General features: G+C 56.3%; 25 protein-coding genes. 9 read left to right on the top strand and 16 right to left on the bottom strand.

Annotated elements, in window-relative coordinates:
- The first annotated feature begins 1 nt into the window (after position 1).
- Both PAG01S_RS01805 and PAG01S_RS01800 read left to right on the top strand, forming a co-directional pair.
- Positions 2-955, top strand: coding sequence for a hypothetical protein (locus PAG01S_RS01805; RefSeq protein WP_010245838.1), 954 nt, complete (start codon positions 2-4; stop codon positions 953-955).
- 44 nt (positions 956-999) lie between these two features.
- Positions 1000-2427: a serine/threonine protein kinase gene (locus tag PAG01S_RS01800; RefSeq protein WP_062757503.1), complete on the top strand. Its 1428-nt coding sequence runs from the start codon at positions 1000-1002 to the stop codon at positions 2425-2427.
- Positions 2428-2500: 73 nt separating this feature from the next.
- On the opposite strand, the gene PAG01S_RS01795 is transcribed toward PAG01S_RS01800, so the two are convergent.
- Together PAG01S_RS01795 and chaB are read right to left on the bottom strand one after the other, a co-directional pair.
- Positions 2501-3175 carry a gamma-glutamylcyclotransferase gene (locus PAG01S_RS01795; RefSeq protein WP_164480396.1) on the bottom strand — a complete coding sequence of 225 codons (675 nt, stop codon included), beginning with the start codon at positions 3173-3175 and terminating at the stop codon, positions 2501-2503.
- A gap of 226 nt (positions 3176-3401) precedes the next feature.
- The gene (chaB, locus tag PAG01S_RS01790) at positions 3402-3632 is read right to left on the bottom strand and encodes a putative cation transport regulator ChaB (RefSeq protein ID WP_010245846.1); all 231 of its coding nucleotides are present in this window, start codon (positions 3630-3632) and stop codon (positions 3402-3404) included.
- 373 nt (positions 3633-4005) lie between these two features.
- Between chaB and chaA the strand changes: the two genes are divergently transcribed.
- Complete coding sequence (gene chaA, locus PAG01S_RS01785; protein ID WP_062757502.1) at positions 4006-5097, top strand: sodium-potassium/proton antiporter ChaA; 1092 nt, start codon at positions 4006-4008, stop codon at positions 5095-5097.
- A gap of 290 nt (positions 5098-5387) precedes the next feature.
- Here chaA and kdsA read toward each other — a convergent pair whose 3' ends face one another.
- The 6 genes from kdsA to hemA are packed head-to-tail and all read right to left on the bottom strand — an operon-like array spanning position 5388 to position 10709.
- Positions 5388-6242: a 3-deoxy-8-phosphooctulonate synthase gene (kdsA, locus tag PAG01S_RS01780; protein ID WP_010669989.1), complete on the bottom strand. Its 855-nt coding sequence runs from the start codon at positions 6240-6242 to the stop codon at positions 5388-5390.
- 25 nt (positions 6243-6267) lie between these two features.
- Positions 6268-7077 (bottom strand): invasion regulator SirB1, encoded by an 810-nt coding sequence (gene sirB1, locus PAG01S_RS01775; protein WP_010669988.1) that lies wholly within the window; start codon positions 7075-7077, stop codon positions 6268-6270.
- Position 7078: 1 nt separating this feature from the next.
- Entirely contained in the window at positions 7079-7471 is a 393-nt protein-coding gene (locus tag PAG01S_RS01770; protein ID WP_022625782.1) for a SirB2 family protein, read from the bottom strand.
- A gap of 23 nt (positions 7472-7494) precedes the next feature.
- Positions 7495-8328 carry a peptide chain release factor N(5)-glutamine methyltransferase gene (prmC, locus tag PAG01S_RS01765; RefSeq protein ID WP_062757501.1) on the bottom strand — a complete coding sequence of 278 codons (834 nt, stop codon included), beginning with the start codon at positions 8326-8328 and terminating at the stop codon, positions 7495-7497.
- On the bottom strand, positions 8328-9410 hold the full coding sequence (gene prfA, locus PAG01S_RS01760) for a peptide chain release factor 1 (protein ID WP_010245863.1): 1083 nt from the start codon (positions 9408-9410) through the stop codon (positions 8328-8330). Before prfA ends, prmC begins: the two co-directional genes overlap by 1 nt.
- A gap of 42 nt (positions 9411-9452) precedes the next feature.
- Positions 9453-10709 (bottom strand): glutamyl-tRNA reductase, encoded by a 1257-nt coding sequence (gene hemA / locus PAG01S_RS01755; protein ID WP_010669985.1) that lies wholly within the window; start codon positions 10707-10709, stop codon positions 9453-9455.
- Positions 10710-10925: 216 nt separating this feature from the next.
- Between hemA and lolB the strand changes: the two genes are divergently transcribed.
- From lolB to PAG01S_RS01735, 4 genes are all read left to right on the top strand, one after another.
- Entirely contained in the window at positions 10926-11549 is a 624-nt protein-coding gene (lolB, locus tag PAG01S_RS01750) for a lipoprotein insertase outer membrane protein LolB (RefSeq protein ID WP_010669984.1), read from the top strand.
- A complete protein-coding gene (ispE, locus tag PAG01S_RS01745; RefSeq protein ID WP_045140432.1) occupies positions 11546-12403 on the top strand; it encodes a 4-(cytidine 5'-diphospho)-2-C-methyl-D-erythritol kinase in 858 nt (285 codons plus the stop codon). Before lolB ends, ispE begins: the two co-directional genes overlap by 4 nt.
- Before the next feature lie 136 nt (positions 12404-12539).
- Complete coding sequence (gene prs / locus PAG01S_RS01740) at positions 12540-13487, top strand: ribose-phosphate diphosphokinase (protein ID WP_010245874.1); 948 nt, start codon at positions 12540-12542, stop codon at positions 13485-13487.
- Positions 13488-13701: 214 nt separating this feature from the next.
- Complete coding sequence (locus PAG01S_RS01735; RefSeq protein ID WP_062757499.1) at positions 13702-14853, top strand: GGDEF domain-containing protein; 1152 nt, start codon at positions 13702-13704, stop codon at positions 14851-14853.
- Here PAG01S_RS01735 and ychH read toward each other — a convergent pair.
- Positions 14850-15125, bottom strand: coding sequence for a stress-induced protein YchH (gene ychH / locus PAG01S_RS01730; protein ID WP_010245880.1), 276 nt, complete (start codon positions 15123-15125; stop codon positions 14850-14852). The genes PAG01S_RS01735 and ychH overlap by 4 nt on opposite strands.
- A gap of 255 nt (positions 15126-15380) precedes the next feature.
- Here ychH and pth point away from each other — a divergent pair, with 255 nt between their 5' ends.
- Together pth and ychF are read left to right on the top strand one after the other, a co-directional pair.
- Entirely contained in the window at positions 15381-15968 is a 588-nt protein-coding gene (gene pth / locus PAG01S_RS01725; protein ID WP_062757497.1) for an aminoacyl-tRNA hydrolase, read from the top strand.
- Between the two features lie 108 nt (positions 15969-16076).
- The gene (ychF, locus tag PAG01S_RS01720; protein ID WP_010245885.1) at positions 16077-17168 is read left to right on the top strand and encodes a redox-regulated ATPase YchF; all 1092 of its coding nucleotides are present in this window, start codon (positions 16077-16079) and stop codon (positions 17166-17168) included.
- A gap of 259 nt (positions 17169-17427) precedes the next feature.
- On the opposite strand, the gene PAG01S_RS01715 is transcribed toward ychF, so the two are convergent.
- The 7 genes from PAG01S_RS01715 to PAG01S_RS01680 all read right to left on the bottom strand — a co-directional run bounded on the left by PAG01S_RS01715 (position 17428) and on the right by PAG01S_RS01680 (position 25926).
- Positions 17428-18336, bottom strand: a complete 909-nt coding sequence (locus PAG01S_RS01715) for a LysR family transcriptional regulator (RefSeq protein WP_022625787.1) — start codon at positions 18334-18336, stop codon at positions 17428-17430.
- Between the two features lie 400 nt (positions 18337-18736).
- Entirely contained in the window at positions 18737-19558 is an 822-nt protein-coding gene (locus PAG01S_RS01705) for a M55 family metallopeptidase (protein ID WP_062757493.1), read from the bottom strand.
- Positions 19555-20598, bottom strand: coding sequence for a DmpA family aminopeptidase (locus PAG01S_RS01700; RefSeq protein WP_062757491.1), 1044 nt, complete (start codon positions 20596-20598; stop codon positions 19555-19557). Before PAG01S_RS01700 ends, PAG01S_RS01705 begins: the two co-directional genes overlap by 4 nt.
- A gap of 2 nt (positions 20599-20600) precedes the next feature.
- Complete coding sequence (locus PAG01S_RS01695; protein ID WP_033786129.1) at positions 20601-21485, bottom strand: ABC transporter permease subunit; 885 nt, start codon at positions 21483-21485, stop codon at positions 20601-20603.
- The gene (locus tag PAG01S_RS01690; protein WP_010245963.1) at positions 21482-22414 is read right to left on the bottom strand and encodes an ABC transporter permease; all 933 of its coding nucleotides are present in this window, start codon (positions 22412-22414) and stop codon (positions 21482-21484) included. The genes PAG01S_RS01695 and PAG01S_RS01690 overlap by 4 nt, the downstream gene beginning before the upstream one ends.
- 82 nt (positions 22415-22496) lie before the next feature.
- On the bottom strand, positions 22497-24038 hold the full coding sequence (locus PAG01S_RS01685; protein ID WP_062757490.1) for a glutathione ABC transporter substrate-binding protein: 1542 nt from the start codon (positions 24036-24038) through the stop codon (positions 22497-22499).
- A gap of 22 nt (positions 24039-24060) precedes the next feature.
- Complete coding sequence (locus PAG01S_RS01680; protein ID WP_062757488.1) at positions 24061-25926, bottom strand: ABC transporter ATP-binding protein; 1866 nt, start codon at positions 25924-25926, stop codon at positions 24061-24063.
- Positions 25927-25931 lie beyond the last annotated feature (5 nt).

The following is a 25931-nucleotide window of genomic DNA, read 5'->3' as shown; positions in this document are numbered from 1 at the left end:
TATGAAACTGTGGTTGCCCGGCATCATCACCCTGCTGATTGCCTTTCACGCCCAGGCTGAAAATTATCGGGTTGTCTACTCCCCCAGCCTGGCGCTGGAGGTCTATATCGATAATGTGGTGAGTAAAGCGCCTGACGACTGGTGCAAAGAGACGCTGCCACTGCGCATCGTCTCCGGCAAAAGTAAGGATTCGGCGGTGCTGACCACCTTTTTACCGCGCGTCGGCACCCTGCTCGCTAATCAGTGCGGATTACTGGACGAGCTGCCCTGGCAGATGACCAGTAAAGAGGGTGGCGTACTGGCCAGCGGCAGCGCCAGTAAGCTGCAGAACTGGCGTCCTATCGTGATGGCAGATGCCACCGCCAGCGCCAGTGAGAGTAATGCTGCACCGCTTGACCTGTCTCGGCCCGCCAACAGCACGCCGCTGCAACATTTTGATCTCCCCAGCGGCTGCCATTTTCGCACCGCCTGGGATGAAAATGCCCAGACCCTGTTTATCCCGGATGTCAGCAAGCAGCAGTGCTCACCGGATGGCTGGGCAGAAGGCAAAAGTGAGCTGATGCTGGCGACCCCTGACCACCCAACGCCGGTGGCAGTCACCTTTTATCAGGGCTATCCCATCGCCAATCTGACGATCCCGGACAGCAAGCTGGAGGTTATCGCCGCGAACAATCAGCGCATGATTGTGACACGCCCGGATGCGAATGATAGCTGGCTGGTGCTGCCCTTTGATGCCAAACAACATGTCTGGCGCTTCAATGGTGCCCTGTTGATAAAGATGGATAAGAATGCTGCGCAGCAGGATGCTGACGCTGTGAAATCGCGAGTTGATACGTTGCGCAGCCACTGGGCGCCCTATTTCATGCCACAGCAAAAAGTGAATGTGTTACTCATCGACACCCTGCACGCGGATCTGGTTGATCCTGCCATTGGTGCCTGGCGTAACATCAATTAATTACCGCGCAGCCTGGCGAGCAGGCCGTGTACAGAGAGTTCACTATGTCGGCAAATGATAATCCGAAAACCGTTCCGAATGCCCTGCCTGACGGATACCGTTTCAATGAGTTTGAGATCAAGGAAGTGATCGGAGGCGGCGGCTTCGGCATCGTCTATCGCGCGTGGGATCACCAGCTTGAACGCACTATTGCAATCAAAGAGTACATGCCGGTGTCGCTGGCAGTCCGTGCCGCCGATTTAACGCTGGAGCTGCGCGGTGAGCGTTTCCAGAAGCTGTTTAATGCCGGGCTCACCAGCTTTATTCAGGAAGCGCGTCTGCTGGCTCGCTTTAATCATCCGGGACTGCTGCACGTGCTGCGCTTCTGGGAGCAGAACGGCACAGCCTATATGGGCACGCTCTACTACAGCGGTATGACGCTGAAAGAGTGGCAGGTAACCAGCCCGGCGTCGATCACTGAAGCCTGGATCCGCCGCCTGCTGCCACCACTGCTGGGTGCCATCAGCACCATCCATCAGGCCGGCTATCTGCATCGCGATATCTCGCTCGACAATATTCAGATTCAGGAGAACCAGCTGCCGGTTCTGCTCGATTTTGGCTCGGCGCGTAAAGAGATTGGCAACCTCTCTGACGAAACGGAAATCATGCTTAAACCTGGCTTTGCGCCAATTGAGCAATACAGCGAAGAGGGTGAAGTTGAACAGGGGCCGTGGACCGATATCTACGCCCTGGGCGCGGTGCTGCATAACCTGATTACCGGTAATCCGCCGCCGGTCAGCGTGGTGCGCTGCATTGAAGATAATTATCAGCCGCTGGTGGAACGCCAGCCAGAAGGCTACTCACTGCCGCTGCTGCATGCCATTGACTGCGCGCTGGCAATGAAGCCAGGCGATCGCCCACAAACGATTGATGCCTTTGCCGCGTTGATTGATCTGCCGGTCAGTGATGTGGAAGCGGTGGTAAACAGCTTCCCGGTGCCGGGCGAGTCGCCTGGTCTGCCTGTCGAGGAGCCGGTTGAGGCTGCTGCGCCGGTGGTGATGGCAATGAATCATGCCGCCGCGTCCGCCGAGCCGGTGACGCCGCGCACGGTGCGTAAACTGTCGCCTGGATTGCTGGGTCTGGCTGCCGTGGCTATTCTGGCAGTGATTGTCGCCATCTGGCTGGCGAATCGCCACAGTGCCACACCGGAAGTGGTTAACAATAGCTCAGCCATGACGCAGGCGCCCGCATCGATTCCGTCAGCCGCTGCCGTTCCGGCCGCGCTGGCGACCGTCTATCTTAAGCTGGAGAGCGGTGAAAGCGTGGTGCTTAACGGACAGCCGGTTGAGGTAAAACCGGGCAGCAGCGGATTTGCCGCGCTGAATCTGGCGGCGGGACAGTACAAAATTGACGTTAAGAATGGCAGTGAGACGCACACACAATCCCTGACCATCGATAAGCCCGGCACCTGGCTGATTAATCCGGGTAACTAAGCCCGGTAATCCGCAGCCGGATCGTAAAAGGGCGCGACATTGTCGCGCCCTTTTACTCTGCTTATGCCCCGGTTCAGGCCTGCTTCAGACAGGCTTGCTGCAGTGTCCGCACCTGATGGGCCAGCCGGCTCAGACTCTCCTCCTCCATGCCGCGCCGGGTCAGCTCCTCTTCCAGAGCAAACAGATATTGCGCATTCGAGCCGAGCGGGCCACTGGCCGCGGCGATTAATGGCGCAATCGCCTCCGGGCAGGAGTCCGATTCATACAGCGGATGACGCGGATCCATAATAAAGGTCAGCGCAGTGACGCTGCGACCATCCTCCAGCTGTAATTCACACCAGGTTGGAAGATAGCAGCCGGTGATCATCTCACGCTTCCACAGCAGCGCCAGCTCTTCATGCAGCCGCTCTTCCGGCAGACGAAACGCCAGACCCGTGGTTCTGCCGCCCTGCTTCAGCGCCAGCATGCGGCCGGGATGCGTGGCGGTGCCACGTCCGGCAATCAGCCGCAGGCAGAAAGCACGATGCCAGCCCTCCAGCGAACCGGACGCCACTTCATCCGCCTCAAAAATCGGGTTCCACATCAGCGAGCCGTAACCAAAGATCCATACCGGGCTGTGATCGGGACGACAGGCCAGCGTGGCTGCCAGCGAGGCCGCGCGCTGCTCGCAACTCCAGAGCAACGCCTCTTCGATATCCCCGAACGACGTTTTACAATCCGCTTTTAATAGAAATTCCCGGGTAAGCAATGCGACCTCCTCAACGTCAACGGCGTCCTGCAGAATGGCTCCTGTAACATGATCTCCAAAACGGCGCTGCGTTTCGTTCATCAAATTGACATTAATCTATTTCCGCGCGGGGTTACAAGCGTGATTCCGGTCGCAGGTTAAAAAAAACCAGATAAACCCTATAGCGAAGATGAAAAAAAGGGCCAGATAATCCTGGCCCTTTGGCGTGAACAGGCTAGCGACGGCATTAACGTTTAGGATGCCACTTATCGTCATCACCTTTCTCATACTCTTTCTTCACGGCTGCCCAGGCGACTTTGTGCGCCACCTCTTCCCTCGAATCATCGCCCCGTCGATCCTTAGCCTCTTTATATTCTTCCCACGCGCTGTTAAATGCCTGCTGATAGATATCCTGCGCATGCGCGGGAAGCACGTGTTTTACGTTGTCAGGTAAGTCGGTTCGTTTAGAGTAAGGCATAACGGCTCCTCAGTTTATAGATTCCTGTTAAGCCTGGCGCAACAGGACAAAAATACAAACAGCCACTTATCTGCACTTCAAATTAAAAACCATAAACAGGCGACACAAGTTACAATGATAAGCAGATTTTCCGGCGTTTGACGGTCAGATAGGTGGGTAAAGCGAAATTGTTGTGGCCTGATTAATATTGCAATATTTGAGATAACTTCAGGTTAATACTGCTTCGACCATTTATTGCATTTAAGTAAAAAGCAGTAAATTTTTCCCGTTCGGACCGGTGAAAAGATAAACTGCGCCCTGCCCTAAAACTGATTATATTTCTAACAGCAGCACTCGCTGTGTCCGGATAATCATTAACCAGAGAGGATGGTGAATGCCTTCACATGAAAAAACACGTCACAAGGAATTCTCGCTGATACTTCCCCTTATCACGCTGGGTATACTCTATTTTTTTGGTGCAACCACATCATTTCCGATTGTAATCGGTATCAACTTAGTGGCGCTGGTTGCCATTCTGAGCAGCGCCTTTAGCGTTGTACGACATGCCGACGTGCTGGCGCACCGGCTGGGCGAGCCCTATGGCTCTCTGATCCTGAGTCTGTCCGTGGTGATTCTGGAGGTGAGCCTGATCTCGGCGCTGATGGCGACCGGCGATGCCGCACCCGGGCTGATGCGCGATACGCTCTATTCGATCGTGATGATTGTAACCGGTGGACTGGTTGGCTTTGCGCTGCTGCTGGGCGGTAATAAGTTTGCGACGCAATACGTGAATCTGGCGGGCGTGAAGCAATATCTGATCGCTATCTTTCCCCTGGCGATTCTGGTACTGGTGTTTCCCAACGCACTGCCGGGCGGTAATTTCTCTGTCACTCAGGCACTGCTGATCGCGGCGATTTCAGCGGCGATGTATGGCGTGTTCCTGCTGATTCAGACCAAAACCCACCAGAGCCTGTTTGTCTATGAGCATGAAGATGAGAGCGATGATGGCGACCCGCATCATGGCAAACCGTCTGCCCACAGCAGCTTCTGGCATACCAGCTGGCTGATCGTGCATCTGATTGCGGTCATTGCCGTGACCAAGATGAATGCTAATACGCTGGAAAGCCTGCTGACGGATCTGAATGCACCGGCACAGTTTACCGGTTTCCTGGTGGCCCTGCTGATCCTCTCACCGGAAGGCCTGGGGGCGATCAGGGCCGTGCTGATGAATCAGGTGCAGCGCGCCATGAACCTCTTCTTTGGTTCGGTGCTGGCGACCATCTCACTCACAGTACCGGCAGTAACCATTATCGCCACCCTGACCGGACAGGAGCTGATATTTGGTCTGGAGCCGCCGCAGATGGTGATTATGATGGCGTCGCTGATTCTCTGTCAGCTCTCCTTCTCGACCGGACGCACAAACGTACTGAATGGAGCCGCGCATCTGGCGTTGTTTATCGGTTATCTGATGACCATCATGCTGTAACGTCACTCGTCTTCAGGCGAAAAAAAAGAGCGATTAATCGCTCTTTTTTTGTCGTTGAAAACCCAGGTCAGAATACATCTGGCAGCAACAGATGAACTCGACGTGAAGGGAACAGGGGCAGAGGAGAAAAGCGTCCCGCGCCAGGGACGGCGCGGGCCGAGCGGCCATGGATGGCTTTAGCGTCTTTTCGATCTGCCCCTGTTCTCTGAACTGGCTCGATTTCACAGCGAATCCAGCAGCACTTTCCCACCATCATATTAAGCGACTCAGTGCTCTTTTTTACTGCAAATTTATTTGCTGGTATCGAGTTCCGGGAAGCTTTTCACCAGATCGTCAATCGCTTTCATCTGCACCAGGAATGGCTCCAGCTTATCCAGCGGCAACGCGGATGGGCCGTCACACAGGGCGTGTTCAGGATCCGGGTGCGCTTCGATAAACAGACCGGCAATGCCAACCGCCATACCGGCACGCGCCAGCTCAGCCACCTGAGCACGACGACCGCCTGATGCTGCGCCAAACGGATCGCGCGTCTGCAGCGCATGGGTGACATCGAAAATCACCGGGCTGTTTTTGGTGACTTTCTTCATCACGTTAAAGCCGAGCATGTCGACAACCAGATTGTCGTAGCCGAAATTGCTGCCGCGATCGCACAGGATGACCTGCTCGTTGCCACCTTCAGCGAACTTATCAACGATGTTGCCCATCTGACCCGGGCTGACGAACTGGGGCTTCTTGACGTTGATCACCGCGCCGGTTTTCGCCATCGCTTCCACCAGGTCAGTCTGACGCGCCAGGAACGCGGGCAGCTGGATCACATCAACCACTTCAGAGACCGGCTGCGCCTGGGACGCTTCATGCACATCCGTGATAATTTTGACGCCGAAAGCCTGTTTCAGCTCCTGGAAAATCTTCATCCCCTCTTCCAGGCCAGGGCCACGATAGGAGTGAATAGAGGAGCGGTTCGCTTTATCAAATGACGCTTTGAATACGTAAGGAATACCAAGCTTACTGGTGACGGTAACGTAGTGTTCGCAGATGCGCATCGCCAGGTCGCGCGACTCCAGAACGTTCATCCCGCCAAACAGTACAAATGGCAGATCGTTTGCAACTTTGATATCGCCAATACTCACGACTTTCTGTGTCATGCCCTTTCCTTTTCAGTGGGTCCGCTTAGTGCAGCGTGACCTGTTTTTGTTCGATTGCGTGAATCTGAACTTTGATCATTTCGCTGACCGGGTCTTCAGGACACTGCTCAACGAAGTACGTTAAATCATTCAGGGCGATATGTTCGCACTCCAGCTGCGCGTAGATCAAACCGCGATCGCGGATTTCGTAGGGATCGTCAGGATCGATACGCAACAGCACCTGACTGACGTTCAGCGCCAGCTCCATCTTCTTCTCTTCCATCAACGCCGCTTTCAGCGTGTCGAGCATCTTGCGCATCACGGTGACGGTTTTGGCTTCGTCGAGATCGTCGTCATACAGACGCGCTGTCGGGCTGATATTGCCTTTGAGCCACACTTCCAGCGTGTGCCGGTCAAGGGTTTCGCCATTAAACGGGTTGATCATCCACTTATCACCATCAATCCAGTCGGCGCGCAGAATCAGCTGCGTCGGGAAGATCACCGGCATCAGCGGCAGTTCCAGCTCGGCGGCGATGTGCAGCAGGATAACGCCCAGTGACACCGCCGTGCCCCGACGGGTCTTCAGCACATTGTCGATCCAGAGGGCATCAGAAAGATTGTAGACGCCACTGGCACCGCAAAATCCCCACTGGCGATAGAACAGTTCCAGCAGCTTTTCGAGCTGCATGTCAGCATCTTCGGTATGGCTGACATAGTCACGTGCTTCGGCGACTAACGCCGCAAGTTGTGCTTCCACCGACAACGCCGGGAAATCGGCGCGGATGGCAAGCGTGGCACCAATCACCGCTTCACACAGCGGTGTCTGGCTGAAATCTAATTGTTCGGTCGAGGTCATGCTATCCCCATAACGGCATTTTGGTCAGCGCCAGCTTAATGATGGCCACCAGGGCGATTAACGCTACCAGAAAAGCGATCCAGCGGGTGCGATCAGTGCGTGGACGGCGACTCAATGCCACAAATCCTAAGGCGATGTAGATGATAACCGCTAAAAGCTTCTCCGTCAGCCAGCTTCCTTGCGGTGTAAAGGGATAGAAGTGGGTAATCATCACCAGCGAGACGCCGGTCACCAGTAACAGGGTGTCGTTAGCGTGCGGCAGGATGCGCACCCAGCGTTTCGTCATCATTGCCGATCCACGGCGCAGCCAGTAAAACCGCAGCAGGAACAGCGTCACGGTAAGCACCACCGTTAAGATGTGCAGATTTTTAATCAGGGGATAAAAGGCGAACATCATGAATCCTTTTCAAAGCGCTTTTATGAAGGGAGCTGACCTAAGGTCACACGCGGATTGCCACCGTAATCATCGACGGTTTCCACGGCGTGATAGCCTTTTTGCCGCATCAGCGTGGCCACCGCCTCGCCCTGCTGCCAGCCATGTTCCAGCAGCAGCCAGCCACCCGGCAGCAGCCACGTGGGTGCCTGCTCGATCAGCGTACGCAGATCCGCCAGTCCCGCTTCATCCGCCACCAGCGCGCTGCGCGGTTCAAAGCGCACGTCACCCTGCTCCAGATGAACATCGCTGGCATCTATATAGGGTGGGTTGCTGACAATGAGGGTAAAGCGCTGTGGCGTCAGCGCCTGGAACCAGTGACTGAGCAGAAAGGTGGTGTTGGTGAGGCTGAGCTGCTGCGCATTACTGTTCGCCAGCTCAACGGCGGCTTCAATGCGATCCACGCCGGTCACCTGACAATCGGGACGCTCGCTGGCCAGCGCCAGCGCAATCGCTCCGGTGCCGGTGCCCATGTCCAGAATGGTTGCCGGTGTCGGGGGCAGATGCGCCAGCGCCTGTTCAACCAGCAGTTCGGTATCCGGGCGCGGGATCAGCGTGGCGTCATTGACGCGCAATGGCAGCGACCAGAACTCGCGTTCGCCCACCAGATGCGCCACCGGCTCACCGCGGGCGCGACGCGCCAGCAGGCTATCCAGCTGCGTCAGCTGCTCATCGCTGAGCACCGTTTCATCAAAGGCGATTAACCAGCTGCGTGATTTGCCGGTCACAAAACCTAACAGGATCTCTGCGTCACGCTTCGGACTGTCACCACCGCACAGCGTGGCGACCGCCTGTTTCAGCCAGTGACGAATATCCATTAATCCTGACCAGCCAGCGCCGCCAGCTGATCGGCCTGGTACTCCTGAACAATCGGCTCAATCAGGCTGTCGAGTTTCCCTTCCATCACTTCATCCAGACGGTAGATGGTCAGGTTGATACGGTGATCGGTCACGCGGCCCTGCGGGAAGTTGTAGGTGCGGTTACGGTCAGAACGATCGCCGCTGCCCAGCAGGTTGCGTCGGGTGCTGGCTTCGGCGGCGTGACGGCGGGCCATCTCTGCAGCATGAATACGCGAGCCCAGCACCGCCAGCGCTTTGGCTTTGTTTTTATGCTGTGAACGTTCGTCCTGACACTCCACCACGATACCGGTTGGCAGGTGGGTAATACGAATAGCGGAGTCGGTGGTGTTAACGTGCTGACCGCCTGCGCCGGATGAGCGGAAAGTATCGATCTTCAGATCGCCCGCATTGATTTCCGGCAGTTCCGCTTCCGGGATTTCCGGCATCACGGCAACGGTACAGGCTGAGGTGTGAATGCGGCCCTGGGATTCGGTCTCCGGCACGCGCTGCACGCGATGGCCGCCTGACTCAAACTTCAGGCGTCCATAGGCACCTTCGCCGGTGACGCGGGCAATCACTTCTTTGTAACCGCCATGCTCGCCTTCGTTGGCGCTGATGATCTCCACGCGCCAGCGACGCGCTTCGGCATAGCGGCTGTACATGCGGAAGAGATCGCCGGCGAAAATCGCCGCTTCATCGCCGCCGGTTCCGGCGCGCACTTCGATAAAACAGGCGCGCTCATCATCCGGATCTTTCGGCAGCAACAGAACCTGCAACTGCTGCTCCAGCACGTCACTCTTCTCACGCGCTTCCTGCAACTCTTCCTGAGCCATGTCACGCATTTCAGGATCGTCGAGCATCTGCTGCGCGGTTTCGATATCTTCCTGCACCTGCTGCCAGTCGCGGAAGCAACGGGTCACATCGGTCAGCTGAGCATATTCGCGTGACAGCGCACGGAAACGCTCCTGATCGGCGATCACGCCTGCATCGCCCAGCATCGCTTCCACTTCTTCGTGGCGCTCCTGCAGGGCTTCCAGTTTGGCAACTATAGAGGTTTTCATTTAAATGTGGGATTCCCGTAACAGGTGGCGACAGCGGTGTGCCTAATCGAGACCCAGGCTGTCGCGTAAAATCTGCAGGCGTTCATTATCGCCGTCGCGGGCGGCCTGCTGAAGTGATTTGGTTGGAGCGTGTATTAAACGGTTGGTCAGCTTGTGCGCCAGTTCCTGCATGACTTTCTGCGGATCGGCACCCTGCTGCAGCGCCTGCAGCGCACGGCCTTCCAGCTCAGCGCGGATCTCTTCCGCCTGAGAACGATATTCACGGATCGTATTCACCGCGCCCTGTGAGCGCAGCCATGCCATGAATTCGCTGCTTTCCTGAACCACGATGCTTTCGGCCTGAACCGCGGCCGCTTTGCGCTGCGCCAGGTTCTGCTCGATGATCGCCTGCAGGTCATCCACGCTGTAGAGATAGGCGTTAGGCAGGTCGCCCACTTCCGGCTCTACGTCGCGCGGAACCGCAATATCGACCAGCAGCATTGGCTTGTTACGTCGCGCTTTCAGCGCGCGCTCCATCATCCCCTTACCGATAATCGGTAGCGGACTGGAGGTTGACGAGATAATAATGTCGGCTTCTGCCAGACGGGCGTCGATCTCCGCCAGGGTGATCACCTCTGCACCCACTTCCGACGCCAGCGTTTCGGCACGTTCGCGGGTACGGTTGGCGATAATCAGATTTTTGACCTGATGTTCACGCAGATGACGCGCCACCAGCTCAATGGTCTCACCAGCGCCAACCAGCAAGACATTGACGGAAGAGAGCGATTCGAAGATCTGACGGGCCAGCGTACAGGCGGCAAACGCCACCGAAACCGCGTTGGCACCGATATCCGTTTCCGTACGCACGCGTTTGGCAACCGAGAAGGTTTTCTGGAACATGCGTTCCAGTTCACTGCTCAGCGCCTGACCGCGTGATGAGTCGGCAAAGGCTTTTTTCACCTGACCGAGGATCTGCGGTTCGCCCAGCACCAGTGAGTCGAGTCCGCTGGCAACGCGCATCAGATGGCTGACCGCCTCGTTATCCTGATGCCAGTAGAGGCTGTTTCGCACATCCTCTTCATCCAGCTGATGATAATTGCATAACCAGCTTACCAGACGCGCCTGTAAATCGGCCTGCTGCTCTACACTCAGGTAGAGTTCAGTCCGGTTACAGGTGGACAACACCACGCCGCTCTGCACCATTGGCTGTGATAACAGGCTGTTTAACGCCTGCTCAAGCGTCTCCGGCCCGAACGAGACGCGTTCGCGCAGAGCAATGGGGGCTGTCTTGTGATTGATTCCGAGAGCGAGCAGCGTCATAGCGGTTTTGGTTGGGATGTCCCAATAATGTCAGGGTTTTGTGAGGCGCATTCTACAAGATGCGGCAGATCAAGAAAAGCCATACAAAGGCTATGACTGTAATAAGATTAACCCGATCGTGCTCAATTTGCTGCATAACAGCATTGACGGTTAAAACCGGGACGGTTAGCGTTATCCGTTACGAATAATAAATGTGTCCGAGGAGATGACCACTTGATGCTTAATTCACCACGCAATCTGTTGCGCCTTTTGCCCCTTGCCAGCGTGCTGCTGGCAGCCTGTAGCGTCAACAAACCGCAAGGCCCGGGCCCCAGCGTTACCGCGCCACAGTGGCAACAGCATCAGCAGGCGGTCTCAAAGGTCACGCACTATCAGACCCGCGGCGCCTTTGCCTATCTTTCTGACAAGCAGAAAGTCTATGCCCGCTTTAACTGGCAGCAGACCGCGCCCGATCGCTATCGCCTGCTGCTGACCAATCCGCTGGGCAGCACCGAACTGCAGCTGGATGCGCAGGGCTCGGTGGTACAGATCGTCGATAACAAAGGCAAGCGTTACGTCAGCAACGATGCGCAGAAAATGATTTCGCAGCTGACCGGCATGAACATTCCGCTGGCGAATCTGCGCCAGTGGATGATGGGTCTGCCAGGCGATGCCACCGACTATCAGCTCAACGAGAGCTATCAGCTGAGCAGCCTGAACTACAGCCGCGACGGTCAGAACTGGCAGGTCTCTATTGCGGGCTACGACAGCAAAGTCACCCCGCCGCTTCCTTCGAGCCTGGAGCTGAAAGAGGGTGACCAGCGGATTAAACTGCGTATGGACGGCTGGACCGTTCAATGATCACCCACTGGCCTGCCCCGGCAAAACTGAATCTTTTTCTCTACATCACCGGCCGTCGTCCCGACGGCTATCACAACCTGCAGACGCTGTTTCAGTTTCTTGATTACGGTGACCAGCTGCAGATTACCGTCAATCAAAGCGGCTCGATTACACTGTTAACGCCCGTGGCAGGCGTTGCGGATGCGGATAACCTGATTGTCCGCGCCGCAAACATGCTGAAACAGGCGGCGCAGGATAACCACCGCCTGTCCGCTCACGCGGGCGCGCAGATTGCCGTTGAGAAAAACCTGCCCATGGGTGGCGGTCTCGGTGGCGGCTCCTCTGATGCGGCAACCGTGCTGGTGGCGCTGAATCATCTGTGGCAAACCGGCTTCACGCCGGATGAGCTGGCGGCGATGGGCGTGAAGCTGGGCGCGGATGTGCCGGTGTTTGTCCAGGGCTTCGCGGCCTTCGCCCAGGGTGTGGGTGAACAACTTCATCCCGCAGAGCCGGAAGAAAAGTGGTATCTTGTCGCCCATCCCGGCGTGAATATCAGCACCCCAGTAGTATTCAACGACCCCGAACTGACGCGAGATACTCCATCGCGCAGTTTATCGACGCTTTTAGCATCACCCTTCACCAATGATTGTGAAGCAGTGGTAAGAAAACGTTTTCGTGAGGTTGATGAGCTTGTTTCCTGGCTGCTAGAATACGCGCCGTCACGCCTGACTGGCACGGGCGCTTGTGTGTTTGCTGAGTTCGACACCGAGTCTGCTGCCCGCCAGGTGCTGGAGCTTGCCCCGAATGGGGTACGCGCATTTGTAGCCCGGGGCGTAAATGTTTCGCCGCTACAGCGTACCCTGCGAGGCGATTAGCGAATGCGTGACAGTGTCACCACGTTCCGGACACTGCACGTTTCGCATCAACACACCCGTGTGAACGCACATGATCGTACGCGCCGGTTACAGTCATGCCGTTCATTCTCTGGACGCAAAGCCTGAGGTTCTTCTCGTGCCTGATATGAAGCTATTTGCTGGTAACGCCACCCCGGAACTAGCACAACGTATTGCCAACCGCCTTTACACCAGCCTGGGAGACGCCGCTGTAGGACGTTTCAGTGATGGTGAAGTGAGCGTACAGATCAACGAAAATGTACGCGGTGGTGATATTTTCATCATCCAGTCCACCTGTGCCCCCACCAACGATAATCTGATGGAACTGGTTGTGATGGTCGACGCGCTGCGTCGTGCTTCTGCTGGTCGTATTACCGCAGTCATCCCCTACTTTGGTTATGCCCGTCAGGATCGCCGCGTGCGTTCCGCGCGTGTGCCTATCACCGCTAAAGTAGTGGCAGACTTCCTTTCCAGCGTCGGTGTTGACCGTGTTCTGACGGTTGACCTGCACGCCGAGCAGATCCAGGGCTTCTTCGACGTCCCGGTTGATAACGTATTTGGCAGTCCGATCCTGCTGGAAGATATGATGCAGATCGGTCTGGAAAACCCGATTGTTGTTTCTCCCGATATTGGTGGCGTAGTACGTGCCCGTGCTATCGCTAAACTGCTGAACGACACCGATATGGCCATCATCGATAAACGCCGCCCTCGCGCGAACGTTTCTCAGGTGATGCACATCATTGGTGACGTTGCTGGCCGCGACTGCGTGCTGGTCGACGACATGATCGACACCGGCGGCACGCTGTGCAAAGCGGCTGAAGCGCTGAAAGAGCGTGGTGCTAAACGCGTATTTGCTTACGCGACCCACCCGATCTTCTCCGGCAATGCGGTTGAAAACCTGCGTAAATCTGTGCTCGACCAGGTAATCGTCTGCGATACCATCCCACTCTCTCAGGAGATTAAGTCACTGCCGAATGTGCGCACGCTGACCTTATCTGGCATGCTGGCCGAAGCCATTCGCCGCATCAGTAACGAAGAGTCAATCTCGGCAATGTTCGAGCATTAATCTTCGCGGAACCGGGCCCTGTGCCCGGTTTTTTTATGCCTGCCGGGCGCCCGATTAACGCGCTTCTTTTTCTGATATTTTCGCGATAAATTTCCCCAAAATCGACTATTTTCAACGCCACCCACTCTTTTGATAAAACGCCGCGTTCCCCGCTTCTGCCCTGTGCCGTTAAGTGGTAATTTGCAGCGCACTTTTCATAAGAACCCTGACCGCCATGAGCCTGGATATCTATACGTTATTTGTCTGCGAGCTTTATGTGCTGGGGTTTCTGAGCATCATCATGTTTTTTGCCTGGATCGGATCGCAGTATGATCGCGTTCTCGGCTTCACCTGCCTGTCGCTGGTTTTCACCCTGATTGCGGTATTCTTAAGTAGCCTGCGCAGCAGTGGCCTGCATTTCCTGCCCGTTGCAGTGGGTAACGTTTTAGTGATGCTGGCTTACGGCGGATTGTTAAATGCGTTCCGGCGCTTCTGCGGCAAGCCCATCGGCACTCACTGGCTGCTGGGCGCCCTGCTCTGGGCACTCCTCTGCTGTTTCCCGGCATTCTATTACAGCTTACCCAAACGGGTGCTGGTGCTCTGCATCGCCTGCATTGCCTATACCGCCGCACTGATCCAGCTGGTCTGGCTGGCGCGTGCCACGCTAAAGGTGACCTTCTGGCCTGCACAGTTGCTGCTGTGGATCCATCTGCTGTTTCACCTGGCTCGCCTGTTTCTGGACAGCGCGATTCCCAGCACGCTGCCTGGCGCCATTGGCGGATCAAACTTCTCGATTTACGTCATCCTGGAATCGATTCTGTTTGTCATCGGTCTGACATTTACTATCCTGGCCATGGTGAATGAACAGATGCAGTCAGTCTTAAAACATGCCTCGATGCACGATCCTCTGACCAGCGTCTGGAATCGTCGGGCTTTATTTAATGAAGCAGAGAAGATTGTGGCGCGATGCCGCCGTCAGAACCGGCCGTTTAGCGCGATTCTGTTCGATCTGGATCATTTTAAGAGCATTAACGATCGGTATGGCCATCAACAGGGCGACCAGATATTGATTCACTTTTGCGACATTGTCAGAGGGCTGATACCGGCTGAGGGGCGTTTTGCGCGACTGGGCGGAGAGGAGTTTGCGGCGATAATTCCGGCGGCGGCAACAGAGGCAGAGGCATGGTGCGAGACTATCCGGCGGGAGGTCTGTGCGTCACAACCCAATTCAATTGCCTATTCGGTAAGCATTGGGTTTGCCACGGTCACACATCAGCAGCAGGGTTTTGACGATTTACTCGCACTGGCGGATAAAGCGCTCTATCACGCCAAGGCCAGCGGCCGGAACCGCATCGCGCAGCATCCGGTCACTGCTGGCATCAGTTAATGGTGTGAATTGTGTGACCGGCGACAACGTTTGTCATAGTGACGATGCCAGTAATAACGATCTTCAACCTTTTCACGACCACTCAGACCCGCCCCGACCAGCCACATCATTGCACCAACAAAGATGCCGAGGATTGCGCCCTGCGCCAGCGCATCTGGCAGATCAAGCGAGGGAAGCTGGTTCATAATTGAGAAACCCACGCCCAGCACCATTGTGACTAATCCCAGTACCATCAAGCTGTTACCCGCTACGCGGCAGTGTTGATGTTTCATGCTGCACCTCCATCCATATGAGTCAATAACCGCACACAATGTTAAGTGCCATAAGCTTAGGCAATGGGTGACGATAACGTTGCGGACTGGATCACACATCAGCCATAAATAATTAACTGGCCCTGATTGCAGCCTGTTGATTCAGATGGAAAATGATTAATCACCGTCATGAACCATTTCGCTGCTTGTACTTTGTCATCTCGGCCATGGCGAAGTAAACTAACGCCCTTTCGCGATAACAGCAGGATAATCATTGTGAGCAGCATTAAACTGATTGTGGGCCTTGCCAATCCAGGCGCTGAATATGCCGCCACGCGCCACAATGCGGGTGCCTGGTATCTGGATTTACTGGCTGAGCGCCACAATCAGTCACTGAAAGAGGAAGGCAAATTCTATGGCTATACCGCGCGCCTGGCGATAGCCGGAGAGGATGTGCGCCTGCTGGTGCCGACCACCTTTATGAACCTGAGCGGGAAAGCCGTGGCGGCGATGGCGACCTTTTATCGCATCGCGCCAGAAGAGATCCTGGTGGCGCATGATGAACTCGATCTGCCACCCGGCGTGGCGAAGTTCAAGCAGGGCGGCGGGCATGGCGGCCATAACGGGCTGAAAGATATCATCAGCAAAATGGGCAACAACAACAATTTCCATCGGCTGCGCATCGGTATCGGACATCCCGGCGATCGCAACAAGGTGACCGGATTTGTGCTGGGCAAGCCGCCCGCCAGTGAGCAGAAGCTGATTGATGATGCCATTGATGAGGCGGCGCGCTGCACCGAACTGTGGCTGAAAGAGGATCGTATCAAGGCGATGAACCGGCTGCACGCCTTCAAGCCTGCTTAAACGCCCGAATCGTCGTGATTCCGTGTATAATGCGCGAAATTTTTCAATTCGTCTCCGACAGTCCGCCTTCTGGCGCACTGTCCATCCAGTTATAAAGGGTATCAAACCATGGGATTCAAATGCGGTATCGTGGGCCTGCCGAACGTCGGTAAATCCACTCTGTTTAACGCGCTGACTAAAGCGGGCATCGAAGCGGCTAACTTCCCCTTCTGCACCATTGAGCCAAACACGGGCGTGGTGCCGATGCCTGACCTGCGTCTCGACCAGCTTTCTGAGATTGTTAAGCCGCAGCGCGTGGTGCCGACTACCATGGAATTCGTCGATATCGCCGGTCTGGTAAAAGGCGCGTCGAAAGGTGAAGGTCTGGGCAACCAGTTCCTGACCAACATCCGCGAAACCGAAGCGATCGGCCACGTGGTGCGCTGCTTTGAAAACGACAACATCATCCACGTGGCGGGTAAAGTGAACCCGGCTGAAGATATTGATGTGATCAACACCGAGCTGGCGCTGTCCGATCTTGAAACCTGTGAACGTGCGATTCAGCGCGTGCAGAAGAAAGCCAAAGGCGGCGACAAAGATGCTAAGGCTGAGCTGGCTGCGCTGGAGAAGTGTCTGCCGCATCTTTCTGAAGCGGGCATGCTGCGTTCACTGAATCTGGATGAGGACGACAAAGCGGCAATCCGCTATCTGAGCTTCCTGACCCTGAAACCTACTATGTACATTGCTAACGTCAATGAAGATGGTTTCGAGAACAACCCGTACCTGGATCAGGTGCGCGCTATCGCCGAAGCGGAAGGTTCAGTCGTGGTGCCAGTGTGCGCCGCCGTTGAGTCGGATATCGCTGAGCTGGAAGATGAAGACCGTGACGAGTTCATGGCAGAGCTGGGACTGGAAGAGCCAGGCCTGAACCGCGTTATCCGCGCCGGTTACTCCCTGCTGAACCTGCAGACCTACTTCACCGCTGGCGTGAAAGAAGTACGTGCCTGGACCATCCCGGTTGGCGCGACGGCTCCGCAGGCCGCCGGTAAAATCCATACCGACTTCGAGAAAGGCTTTATCCGCGCCCAGACCATCGCGTTTGAAGATTTCATCGCTTATAAAGGCGAGCAAGGTGCTAAAGAAGCCGGCAAGATGCGTTCAGAAGGTAAAGAGTACATCGTGAAAGATGGCGATGTTATGAACTTCCTGTTCAACGTCTGATTAAAAATTGTTGTCTCATGAGGTCTTACTGAATCTCATGAAGCTCAAAAATCATAAAATCCACGCCATTGCGTGGATTTTTCATTTCAACGCCGTCTCAATAGTCTCTGTCAGCACATTTCAACAATGCCGGAATCATTGCCTTAAAGAAGGTTCACTGTTCGGGCTCCGCGCTTTCTGGTGCAAAAGTCAGCGAACGAATCTGATGCTGCCTGGGCACACCCTCTTCCCCTGCTCTTCACCTGAAAGCGGCGCTTATTCAGCCACCCAAAAACTGCGTTTCGCACTGCCGGGCGATCTCCCACAGTCTGTTACGGATGACCTGCTTAAGCTGCAGAGTGGACTGCGACTGTGGCTGGTCACGGCGGCTGATCAGCATCACTTCAAACGGCAGGGGTTGCGCTATGGGTAGCAGCTTTAGCTGTTCGGCATAGCGACAGGCGGTGAAGAGATCCACGACGCCCGTGCCGCCGCCTGCCAGCACCATATCTGCAATGACCGAATAGGTTTTAATCGACAACGACACGGCGGGATTCAGTTTTTTATCGCGCAGCGCTCGGTGAAGTACGCGTCCAAGCGGATCCTGAGCCTGCATCATCAGTAGATTATTGTTGCATAACCACGCAAGCGTAACGGGTTCATTACGGGGGTGATTGAGCGGTAACAGCGCGACCATCGAAGACTGAAACAGAGGTTCAGCCAGAAGATCCGCATCGACCTGCTGACCAAAAACCAGCGCGAAATCGAGCTGATTATCCAGAATCATCTGGCATAAGGTACTAAAGTGCTCGGTGACCAGTTCGACACTGACCGAGGCCATCTGTTGCCGCCAGGTGACTAATGCGGGTGCCAAAACCATCTGACCAAAAGCGTGAGCCGCGCCGACGCGAACTAACTGCCCTTCGCCACGCCGCAGCTGTTCCGTGAGCTGGGTGATAGATTGCAGGCGCTGGCAGAGATCGTCTATTTCAGGCAGGAGACGTCGCCCTTCTGCCGTCACACTCATTCCCTGTATACGTCGCTCAAACAGCGCAAATCCCAATTGCTGTTCAGCATGATTCAGCACACGGCTGATATTGGGCTGCGAGACATTGAGCAAGCGCGCCGCCGCGCTGATGCTGCCGGTCTGTACGATGGCCTGAAAGACCTCTATATGGCGGAGCCGCATGACTATTTACCCTGGATGGAATACCGAAAACGAAGGCCTCTCCGACAGGCTGCACGATCAGGTCCGGGCGGAGGGTGAGAGAGCAATCATTATCCTGTTGCAAAAACTGTACCGCAAAACCGGTGCAGGCTCAGCTGCCTGTTTCGCCCCCATCCGCACCCGGCAGTCCCGTTTGAAGCCTCTGCAGAGAGCGGGTCTCGCGCTGACGTGGTGCAGTTAAAGGAGCGCTGGTCAGCAGCACGGGTTGCGTGGATTTAAGCCAGCAACGATTCTGACTCGTCAGAGGGAAGATGCGCATGCACAGCCCGCACTACAGGCGTGTGCCTGGCAGCGCGGTTTCAGCTGAACCGGAACGGCGGGCTTAACGGGCTGACGTTGCATGCAGCCCGGGATAATTTCGCTATGACTGTGTGCTCGCCAGATAGGAGAATGCACTGAGTAAGCTGATTAACGTCTCCATATTCTCCGCCTGATACGCCACGGTAACGGCATCCAGGCGCGTGACGCCGGGGATCAGGCTGAACAGATCGGCCAGCACCGGTTTAGTGGCCTGAAGGCGCATAGCGTAAGGTGCCGTCAGGCGGCTCGTGCTCACCTGAGGGGGATGTTGCAGTGCGGCGCTTGCTGCGGCAGCGATCGCACGCTGTGCCGCTTGTGGGCTGATTGATTCCGCGCAGGTATGCGAAATGGCGCGTTTTACACAGACGTATTCAACCGCTGAGTAGTGTTCCGCAATCCAGCTCTGTAACTGATCGTCGCCGGTGACCAGCAGCAATGGCGTGCCGTGCTCAGCGGCGGCGGCGGCATAAATATCGGTTTCTCCCATCACCAGACCATTGATATGGATACGCCAGAATGCCCGGCCGTTGATGGTATGCGCCAGTACGCCCGGTTCACCTGCTGCGCTGTGAAATCCCACCAGAAACAGCCCGTCGAACGTCTGCTGCTCTATCCCTTCCACCATCGACAGGACACGGGGTTTTCCCTGCACCAGCCGGGCGCGGGGATCAATATTTTCCGCACGCAAATTGGTCATCTGCGCATGGCTGTCTGCCACCACCACTTCCGTTGCCCCGCCTGCAAAAGCCCCCTCAATCGCGGCATTCACTTCCTGCTCCATCAGACCACGGGCCAGCTGATGCTCCGGGTGACCGGGTGTGCATTGCTCCGGGCGCATGACACCCGCGATGCCTTCAATGTCGGCCGAGATAAAAATTTTCATGTCGTTAATCTATCCAGAATCTGCGTCAGTGAGGGGCGATGATGACCGCGAAAGCCGGTAACAGCCTCAGCGTTCAGCAAAGCATCCAGTACAGCCTGTTCAGTTGCATCTGCCGCTGCAGCAAGCAGCGGCTCCAGCGTGTCGTCCTGTGGCGGTTGCGGCAGAGGTTGCGTTGAAAACGCCACCGCAATGTCGCCCGAGCCGTGGCCCCAGTAACTGCCCAGCCGTCCCAGGCCGGCACCGGCTCGCTTCGCGATGCGCTTTAACTGACGTGCGTCCAGCGGTGCATCCGTCGCCATGATGATGATGACAGAACCGGCATCCAGCTGCGGCGTCTCCCCGGCCAGCAGCGGCGCGATCATCTCGCCAGCCCGAACGCCATCAAGCGTTAATGCTTCCAGTGCGCCGAAATTGGCCAGCACCAGCACGCCAAGCGTGGCGTTGAGCGAGGGAATCACCCGCGAGGCGGTTCCGATTCCCCCTTTCAGGCTGAAACAGCTCATACCGCGCCCCGCGCCGACGCTGCCGCGCGCGAAGTCCGCTGAGGCCGTCTGCAATGCCTCCTGCGCCATCGCTTCAGTGATGGCCAGCGCCTGGATATCATTCAGCCAGCCATCGTTGCACTCCAGCACCAGCGGATTGACCGTGGGCAGTGTTCGTCCCAGTTCCGGGTTACGACGGATGGCATCCCGCACCAGCGTGGTAAACAGCGTGCCGACCGCCAGCGTGTTACCGAGCAGAATCGGCGTCTGAAGCACGCCAAGCTCCTCTATCTGAATCAGTCCGATGGGTTTCGCAAAGCCGTTCAGGACCTCCACCCCACACGGCAGCGGCGTGAGAAACAGATTGCCGCCCGGCGGTACGATAGCGGTTACGCCAGTCTGCTTTTCGCCTTCATTCAGCGTGCAATGTCCGACACGCACGCCCGCAACATCGCTGATTCGATTGGTGGGTCCGCAGGCGCTTCGCGGCTGCCCAAGCTGACGCAGGTCACGCCAGTGTTTCAGCAGCAGTTCACGCTGCAATTGTTGGAAATCCATAGTCAGCCCTTGAGTTTTGGATCGAGCGTGTCGCGCAGCGCATCCCCAAGCAGATTGAAAGCCAGCACGGTAATAAAGATCGCCAGCCCCGGAAATACGCTCATGTGCCACGATCCGGCCATCATCATGCTTCGGCTCATCGCCAGAATATTGCCCCATTCAGGCACGTCAGGCTCCGGACCCAGTCCAATAAAACTCAGGCCCGCGGCTGTCAGAATACTGGTGCCAATGCGCATAGTGAAATAGACAATCACGCTGGAAAGCGTGCCGGGCAGAATATGCCGCAGAATAATGACGCTGTCTGGTGCACCGGCACAGCGCACGGCTTCAACATAGGCAGCCTGCTTCAGAGAAAGCGTCGACGCCCGCACGATGCGGGCAAATACCGGCACGCTGAATACCGCGACGGCGATAATGACATTGTTCAGACCCGTCCCCAGCAGCGCCACCACCGCAATGGCGAGCAGCATACCGGGAAACGCGAATAATACGTCGGCACCGCGCATGATCAGCATATCGACCCAACCGCCGTAATAGCCCGCCAGTAAGCCCAGCATGACCCCGACCAGCATGCCGATCGTCACCGACAGCACGCCGATATAGAGCGAGATCCGCGCGCCATAGATAATGCGACTGAGCAGGTCGCGCCCCAGTTCGTCGGTCCCCATCCAGTGTGCCGCCGTTGGTGGCGACGATAACGCCATCCAGTCCGGAGCCATGGGATCCCAGGGCGCCAGCCAGGGCGCAAAAATCGCCACCACAATTAACAGCAGCACAAACCCGCCTGAGACCAGCGCCAGAGGGTTGCGCACAAGGGCATGAAGGAAATCGCGCCACGGCGAACGAATAATCTGAGGCGGGTTTTCAGTCAGCGATTGAATACTCATTTTGGCTCCTGTCGCAGACGAATGGCCGGATTGACCACCGCGTAAAGCAGATCGACCAGCAGATTAATCACAATAAATTCAAACACGAACAGCATCACCAGCGCCTGAATCACCGGCTGATCCTGCGCTTTGATCGACTCAATCAATAACCAGCCTAACCCTGGCCAGTTGAAAACGCTCTCCACCACGATGGATCCGCCCAGCAGAAAACCGAACTGCAAGCCCAGCATGGTAATCACCGGGATGAGCGCATTGCGCATCACATGTTTCCACGTCACCAGGCGGTTACGCAGCCCTTTGGCTTTGGCGGTACGCACGTAATCTTCCTGCGCCACCTCAAGAAAGGCCGAACGGGTAAAGCGCGCCATTACCGCCGCAACCGACGAACCCAGCGTAATGGCGGGCAGGACAATATCGCTGGCCCTGTTAAAGCCGCTGACCGAGAACAGCCCAAAAGGCATCGCAACGAACTGGATGAGCAACAGCCCCAGCCAGAAGGCTGGCATCGAAATGCCGCCGACCGCCACGCTCATCAGCGTCCAGTCCTGCCATCTTCCACGTTTCAGTGCCGCCATCACGCCGAATAACAAGCCGAGAATGACGGACCAGGTAAAACCCGCTAAGGCGAGCCACAGCGTCGGCATAAAGCCCTCTTTGATCACCTCCAGCACCGGTTGCTGTGTACGATAAGTGGTGCCCAGGTCGCCCTGCAACAGGCTGCCGATCCAGTGAAAATACTGCTGCGGCAGCGGATCGTTAAGCCCGAGGTGCTGACGCGCCGCTTCGATCGCCTCAACTGGCGCATCCGGTCCGGCATAAATACGCGCCGGGTCGCCCGGCATGAGCTTGATAAAACCGAAAACCAGCAACGAGACCACCAGCAAAACCGGGATCATCTCCAGCAATCGGCGAATGATGTATGCAAACATGCCATTCCCTGAAATGAGGTGCGACTGGCCTCCTCACGTCCCTCATCCGTTCCGGACAGGGGACGAGGAAGAAGAGACCGTCTTATTTAAAGGACGCCTGAGTGAACAGTAAATTGCCATCAGGCAGCATCGAAACGCCGCTCAGCGTGTTGCGTTTGCCGACCAGATTGTCTGGCGTGCCAAGGAACGCCACCGGTGCTTCTTTCCACAACACCTTTTGCGCTTGTGCATAGGCGATGCCACGCTTTGCCGGATCGGCCGTCGCCAGCCCGGCAGCAATCGCTTTGTCTGCATCAGCGTTACTGAAGTAGGAGACGTTATACGAGGTCGGAACCCAGGACTCGGTGGCAAACAGCGGACGCAGCGCCCAGTCGGCATCCCCTGTAGAGGTCGACCAGCCGCCATAATAGAGGTCAAACTCCGCCTTTTTCGGGTCCTGAACGCCCCACAACTTAGCGTTGCGCGTGCCGGAATCCATCGGTGTTACCGTGGCACGAATGCCTGCCGTGGCCAGTTGCGCTTTCAGCACCTGAGCGGCACGGACGCTGGCCGTGGCGTTGGTCACCCAGAGCTTAAGATCCAGTCCCTGCGGATAACCCGCCGCTTTCAGCAAGGCTTTGGCCTTATCCGGCGCATAGCCGTAATCAGGATCGTTTTGTTTCTGATAGAACTGTACGCCTTCCGGGATCGCGGATGTGGCAGGTTTACCCAGACCGGCAAAGGCCACTTTCAGCCACAGATTACGGTCAATCGCATAGTTGATTGCCTGACGCACCCGAACATCGGCCAGCGGCTTGTGCTGCGTGTTGATCGCCATGTAATAAAGATAAATGCTCGGATCGCGCTGAATGGAGAGGTGGCTGTCCTGCTGAACGGCCGCGATGAGGTCTGAAGGCAATGGCCAGATGGCATCCACCTGCCCCGATTTCAACGCTGCCACCCGTGTCGCATCTTCGGGACTCGGAGAGAAGATGACATGGTCGACTTTAGGCCATCCCTGCTGCCAGTAACCTGCATATCTGGCCAGCGTAACGGCTTTGCCTGGTTTCCAGTCGACAAAGGTAAACGGACCGGTTCCCACCGGATGCAGTCGTAACTGCGCTTCGTCCGGATATTGCTTAAGAATTGACGGGCTCCACATCACCGCGGAAGGATGCGCCAGGGTATTGATAAAGGCACCGAACGACTGATTCAGATCGATTTTTACCTGGTCGGGTGCCAGCACCGTCACCTTATCAATCATTTTGTAGAGGCTGTTACGCTTCAGCCCTTTTTTCTGATCTGCCAGACGATCAAGGTTCGCTTTGACGGCTTCTGCATCAAAAGGGGTACCGTCCTGGAAGGTAACGCCTTTGCGCAGCGTCAGCGTAAATTCGGTGGCACTGTCATTAGAGGTATAACCGGTCGCCAGCCAGGGTTGCAGCTTCATCCGGGAATCAAACTGGAACAGGCGCTCAAAGATGCCGCTCTGAACCGAGTAGCTGACATTATCCGAGGTGTCGTGCGGATCCAGCCCCGTGATATCGGCATACATTGAAATGCGCAGATCCTGTGCCTGCGCAGTCATGACCAGCGTCGTCGTCAATGCGAGGGCGAGCGAAGTACGGCGAAACAGCGTTTTCATAAATTCTCCTGGTCGTTAAGGATTATTGCAATGCAATGCCGTCAGCTACCCAGTGCTGGGGGGCAACCTGCCGATATCGGGTTTTAGTGACCGTTTCACCCACCTTACGCAACGGCGAGGGTATTTCGCGGTCATCGAAAATACGGGGCTGACGGTTTTCGGGATCCGCTACCGGCACGGAGGCCAGCAGTCGTTGGGTATAGGGATGTTGCGGCTGATTAAATACGGACTGGCGCGGTCCAAGCTCCACAATCTGGCCGAGGTACATCACCGCGACGCGATTAGCAATACGCTCGACTACCGCCATATCGTGAGAGATGAAAATCCATGCCACACCCGTTTGCTGCTGCAGGTCCATCATCAGATTGACCACCTGCGCCTGAATCGAGACATCAAGGGCCGATACCGCTTCATCCGCAATAATCACTTTCGGTTTCAGCGCCATGGCGCGGGCAATGGCAATACGCTGACGCTGACCGCCAGAAAATTCGTGCGGATAACGACGCGCGTGTTCTGGCAGGAGACCGACGCTCTTGAGCAGCGCATCTATCTGTGTGGAGGCCTGTTCAAGTGAAGAGACCATGCCATGTAACAGCAACGGCTCGGCAATGGTGAAACCCACTGTCAGGCGGGGATTCAGTGACGCATAGGGATCCTGAAACACCATCTGAATTTCACGGCGGAGCGGCTGGAATTCTGCCTCTTTCAGGTCAGAAATTTCCTTTCCTTCAAAGTGAATACTTTCAGCTTCACTGTTGATGAGGCGCATCAGCGCCCGTCCGGTTGTCGATTTGCCGCAGCCGCTTTCACCGACGATGGCCAGGGTTTCACCTGGCCACAGACTAAAATCAATCTGCTCAACCGCATGCACGTGATGCGTCAGGCTCGATAAGATGCCGCTGCGAATCGGGTAATAGACTTTTAATCCGCGCACATCCAGCAGCGGCGCCACGTCATAGCGCGCGGTATGCTGTTCGCCTTGCACAGCCTCGCGGGCACCGGGCAGAGGAAAGCGTTGCGGCCACCTGTGTTCCCGCATATCGCCGAGTTTTGGTACTGCCGCCAGTAACGCTTTGGTATACGCATGCTGCGGGGCGGCAAAAATCTCAGACACGGTTCCCTGATCTACCACTTCGCCACGCAGCATGACCACCACGCGATCGGCGATTTCCGCTACCACGCCCATATCATGAGTAATAAACAGCACCGCCATTTGTTTCTCACGCTGCAGCTCACGCAGAATATGGAGAATGCGCGCCTGCACGGTGACATCCAGCGCTGTGGTAGGCTCGTCGGCAATCAGGAGTTGCGGATCGCAGGCAAGGGCCTGGGCAATCATCACACGCTGCCGCATGCCGCCTGACAGCGAGTGCGGATAGCTTTTCATGACACGATCCACATCGGCGATACGCACCTGTCGCAGCAATTCACGCACCCGCGCATGGGCCTGCTTTCTGTCGCACTGTTGATGATCGCGTAATGCCTCAGTAAGTTGATCATCAATGCGCAGCACCGGATTCAGCGAGGTCATGGGCTCCTGAAAGATCATCGCCATTTCACGGCCACGCAACGTGCGGCGCTGAGCGTCATCCAGCTTTTCTAACGCATGCATTTTTCCGCTACGGTCGCGGAACTGCATGCTGCCGCCATCGACACGTCCGTTGTTTGCCAGCAAGCCCATCACAGCCAGCGACGTGACAGATTTACCTGAGCCGCTTTCACCCACGACGGCGACGATTTCACCTGGATGAATGGCAAAACTGATGCCTTTGAGTGCCTGATTCTCACCGCTGCGTCCATGAAACGAGACGCTGAGATCCTGAATCGCCAGCACGGGAGAGGCAGAGGCAGCGCGGGTTGCAGGGGAAGTACGTTGTGTGTCCGTCATCGTCG

This window comes from Pantoea agglomerans NBRC 102470, from assembly GCF_001598475.1.
In the GTDB taxonomy this organism is placed as follows: domain Bacteria; phylum Pseudomonadota; class Gammaproteobacteria; order Enterobacterales; family Enterobacteriaceae; genus Pantoea; species Pantoea agglomerans.
This window is presented reverse-complemented; position numbering and strand designations above follow the sequence as displayed.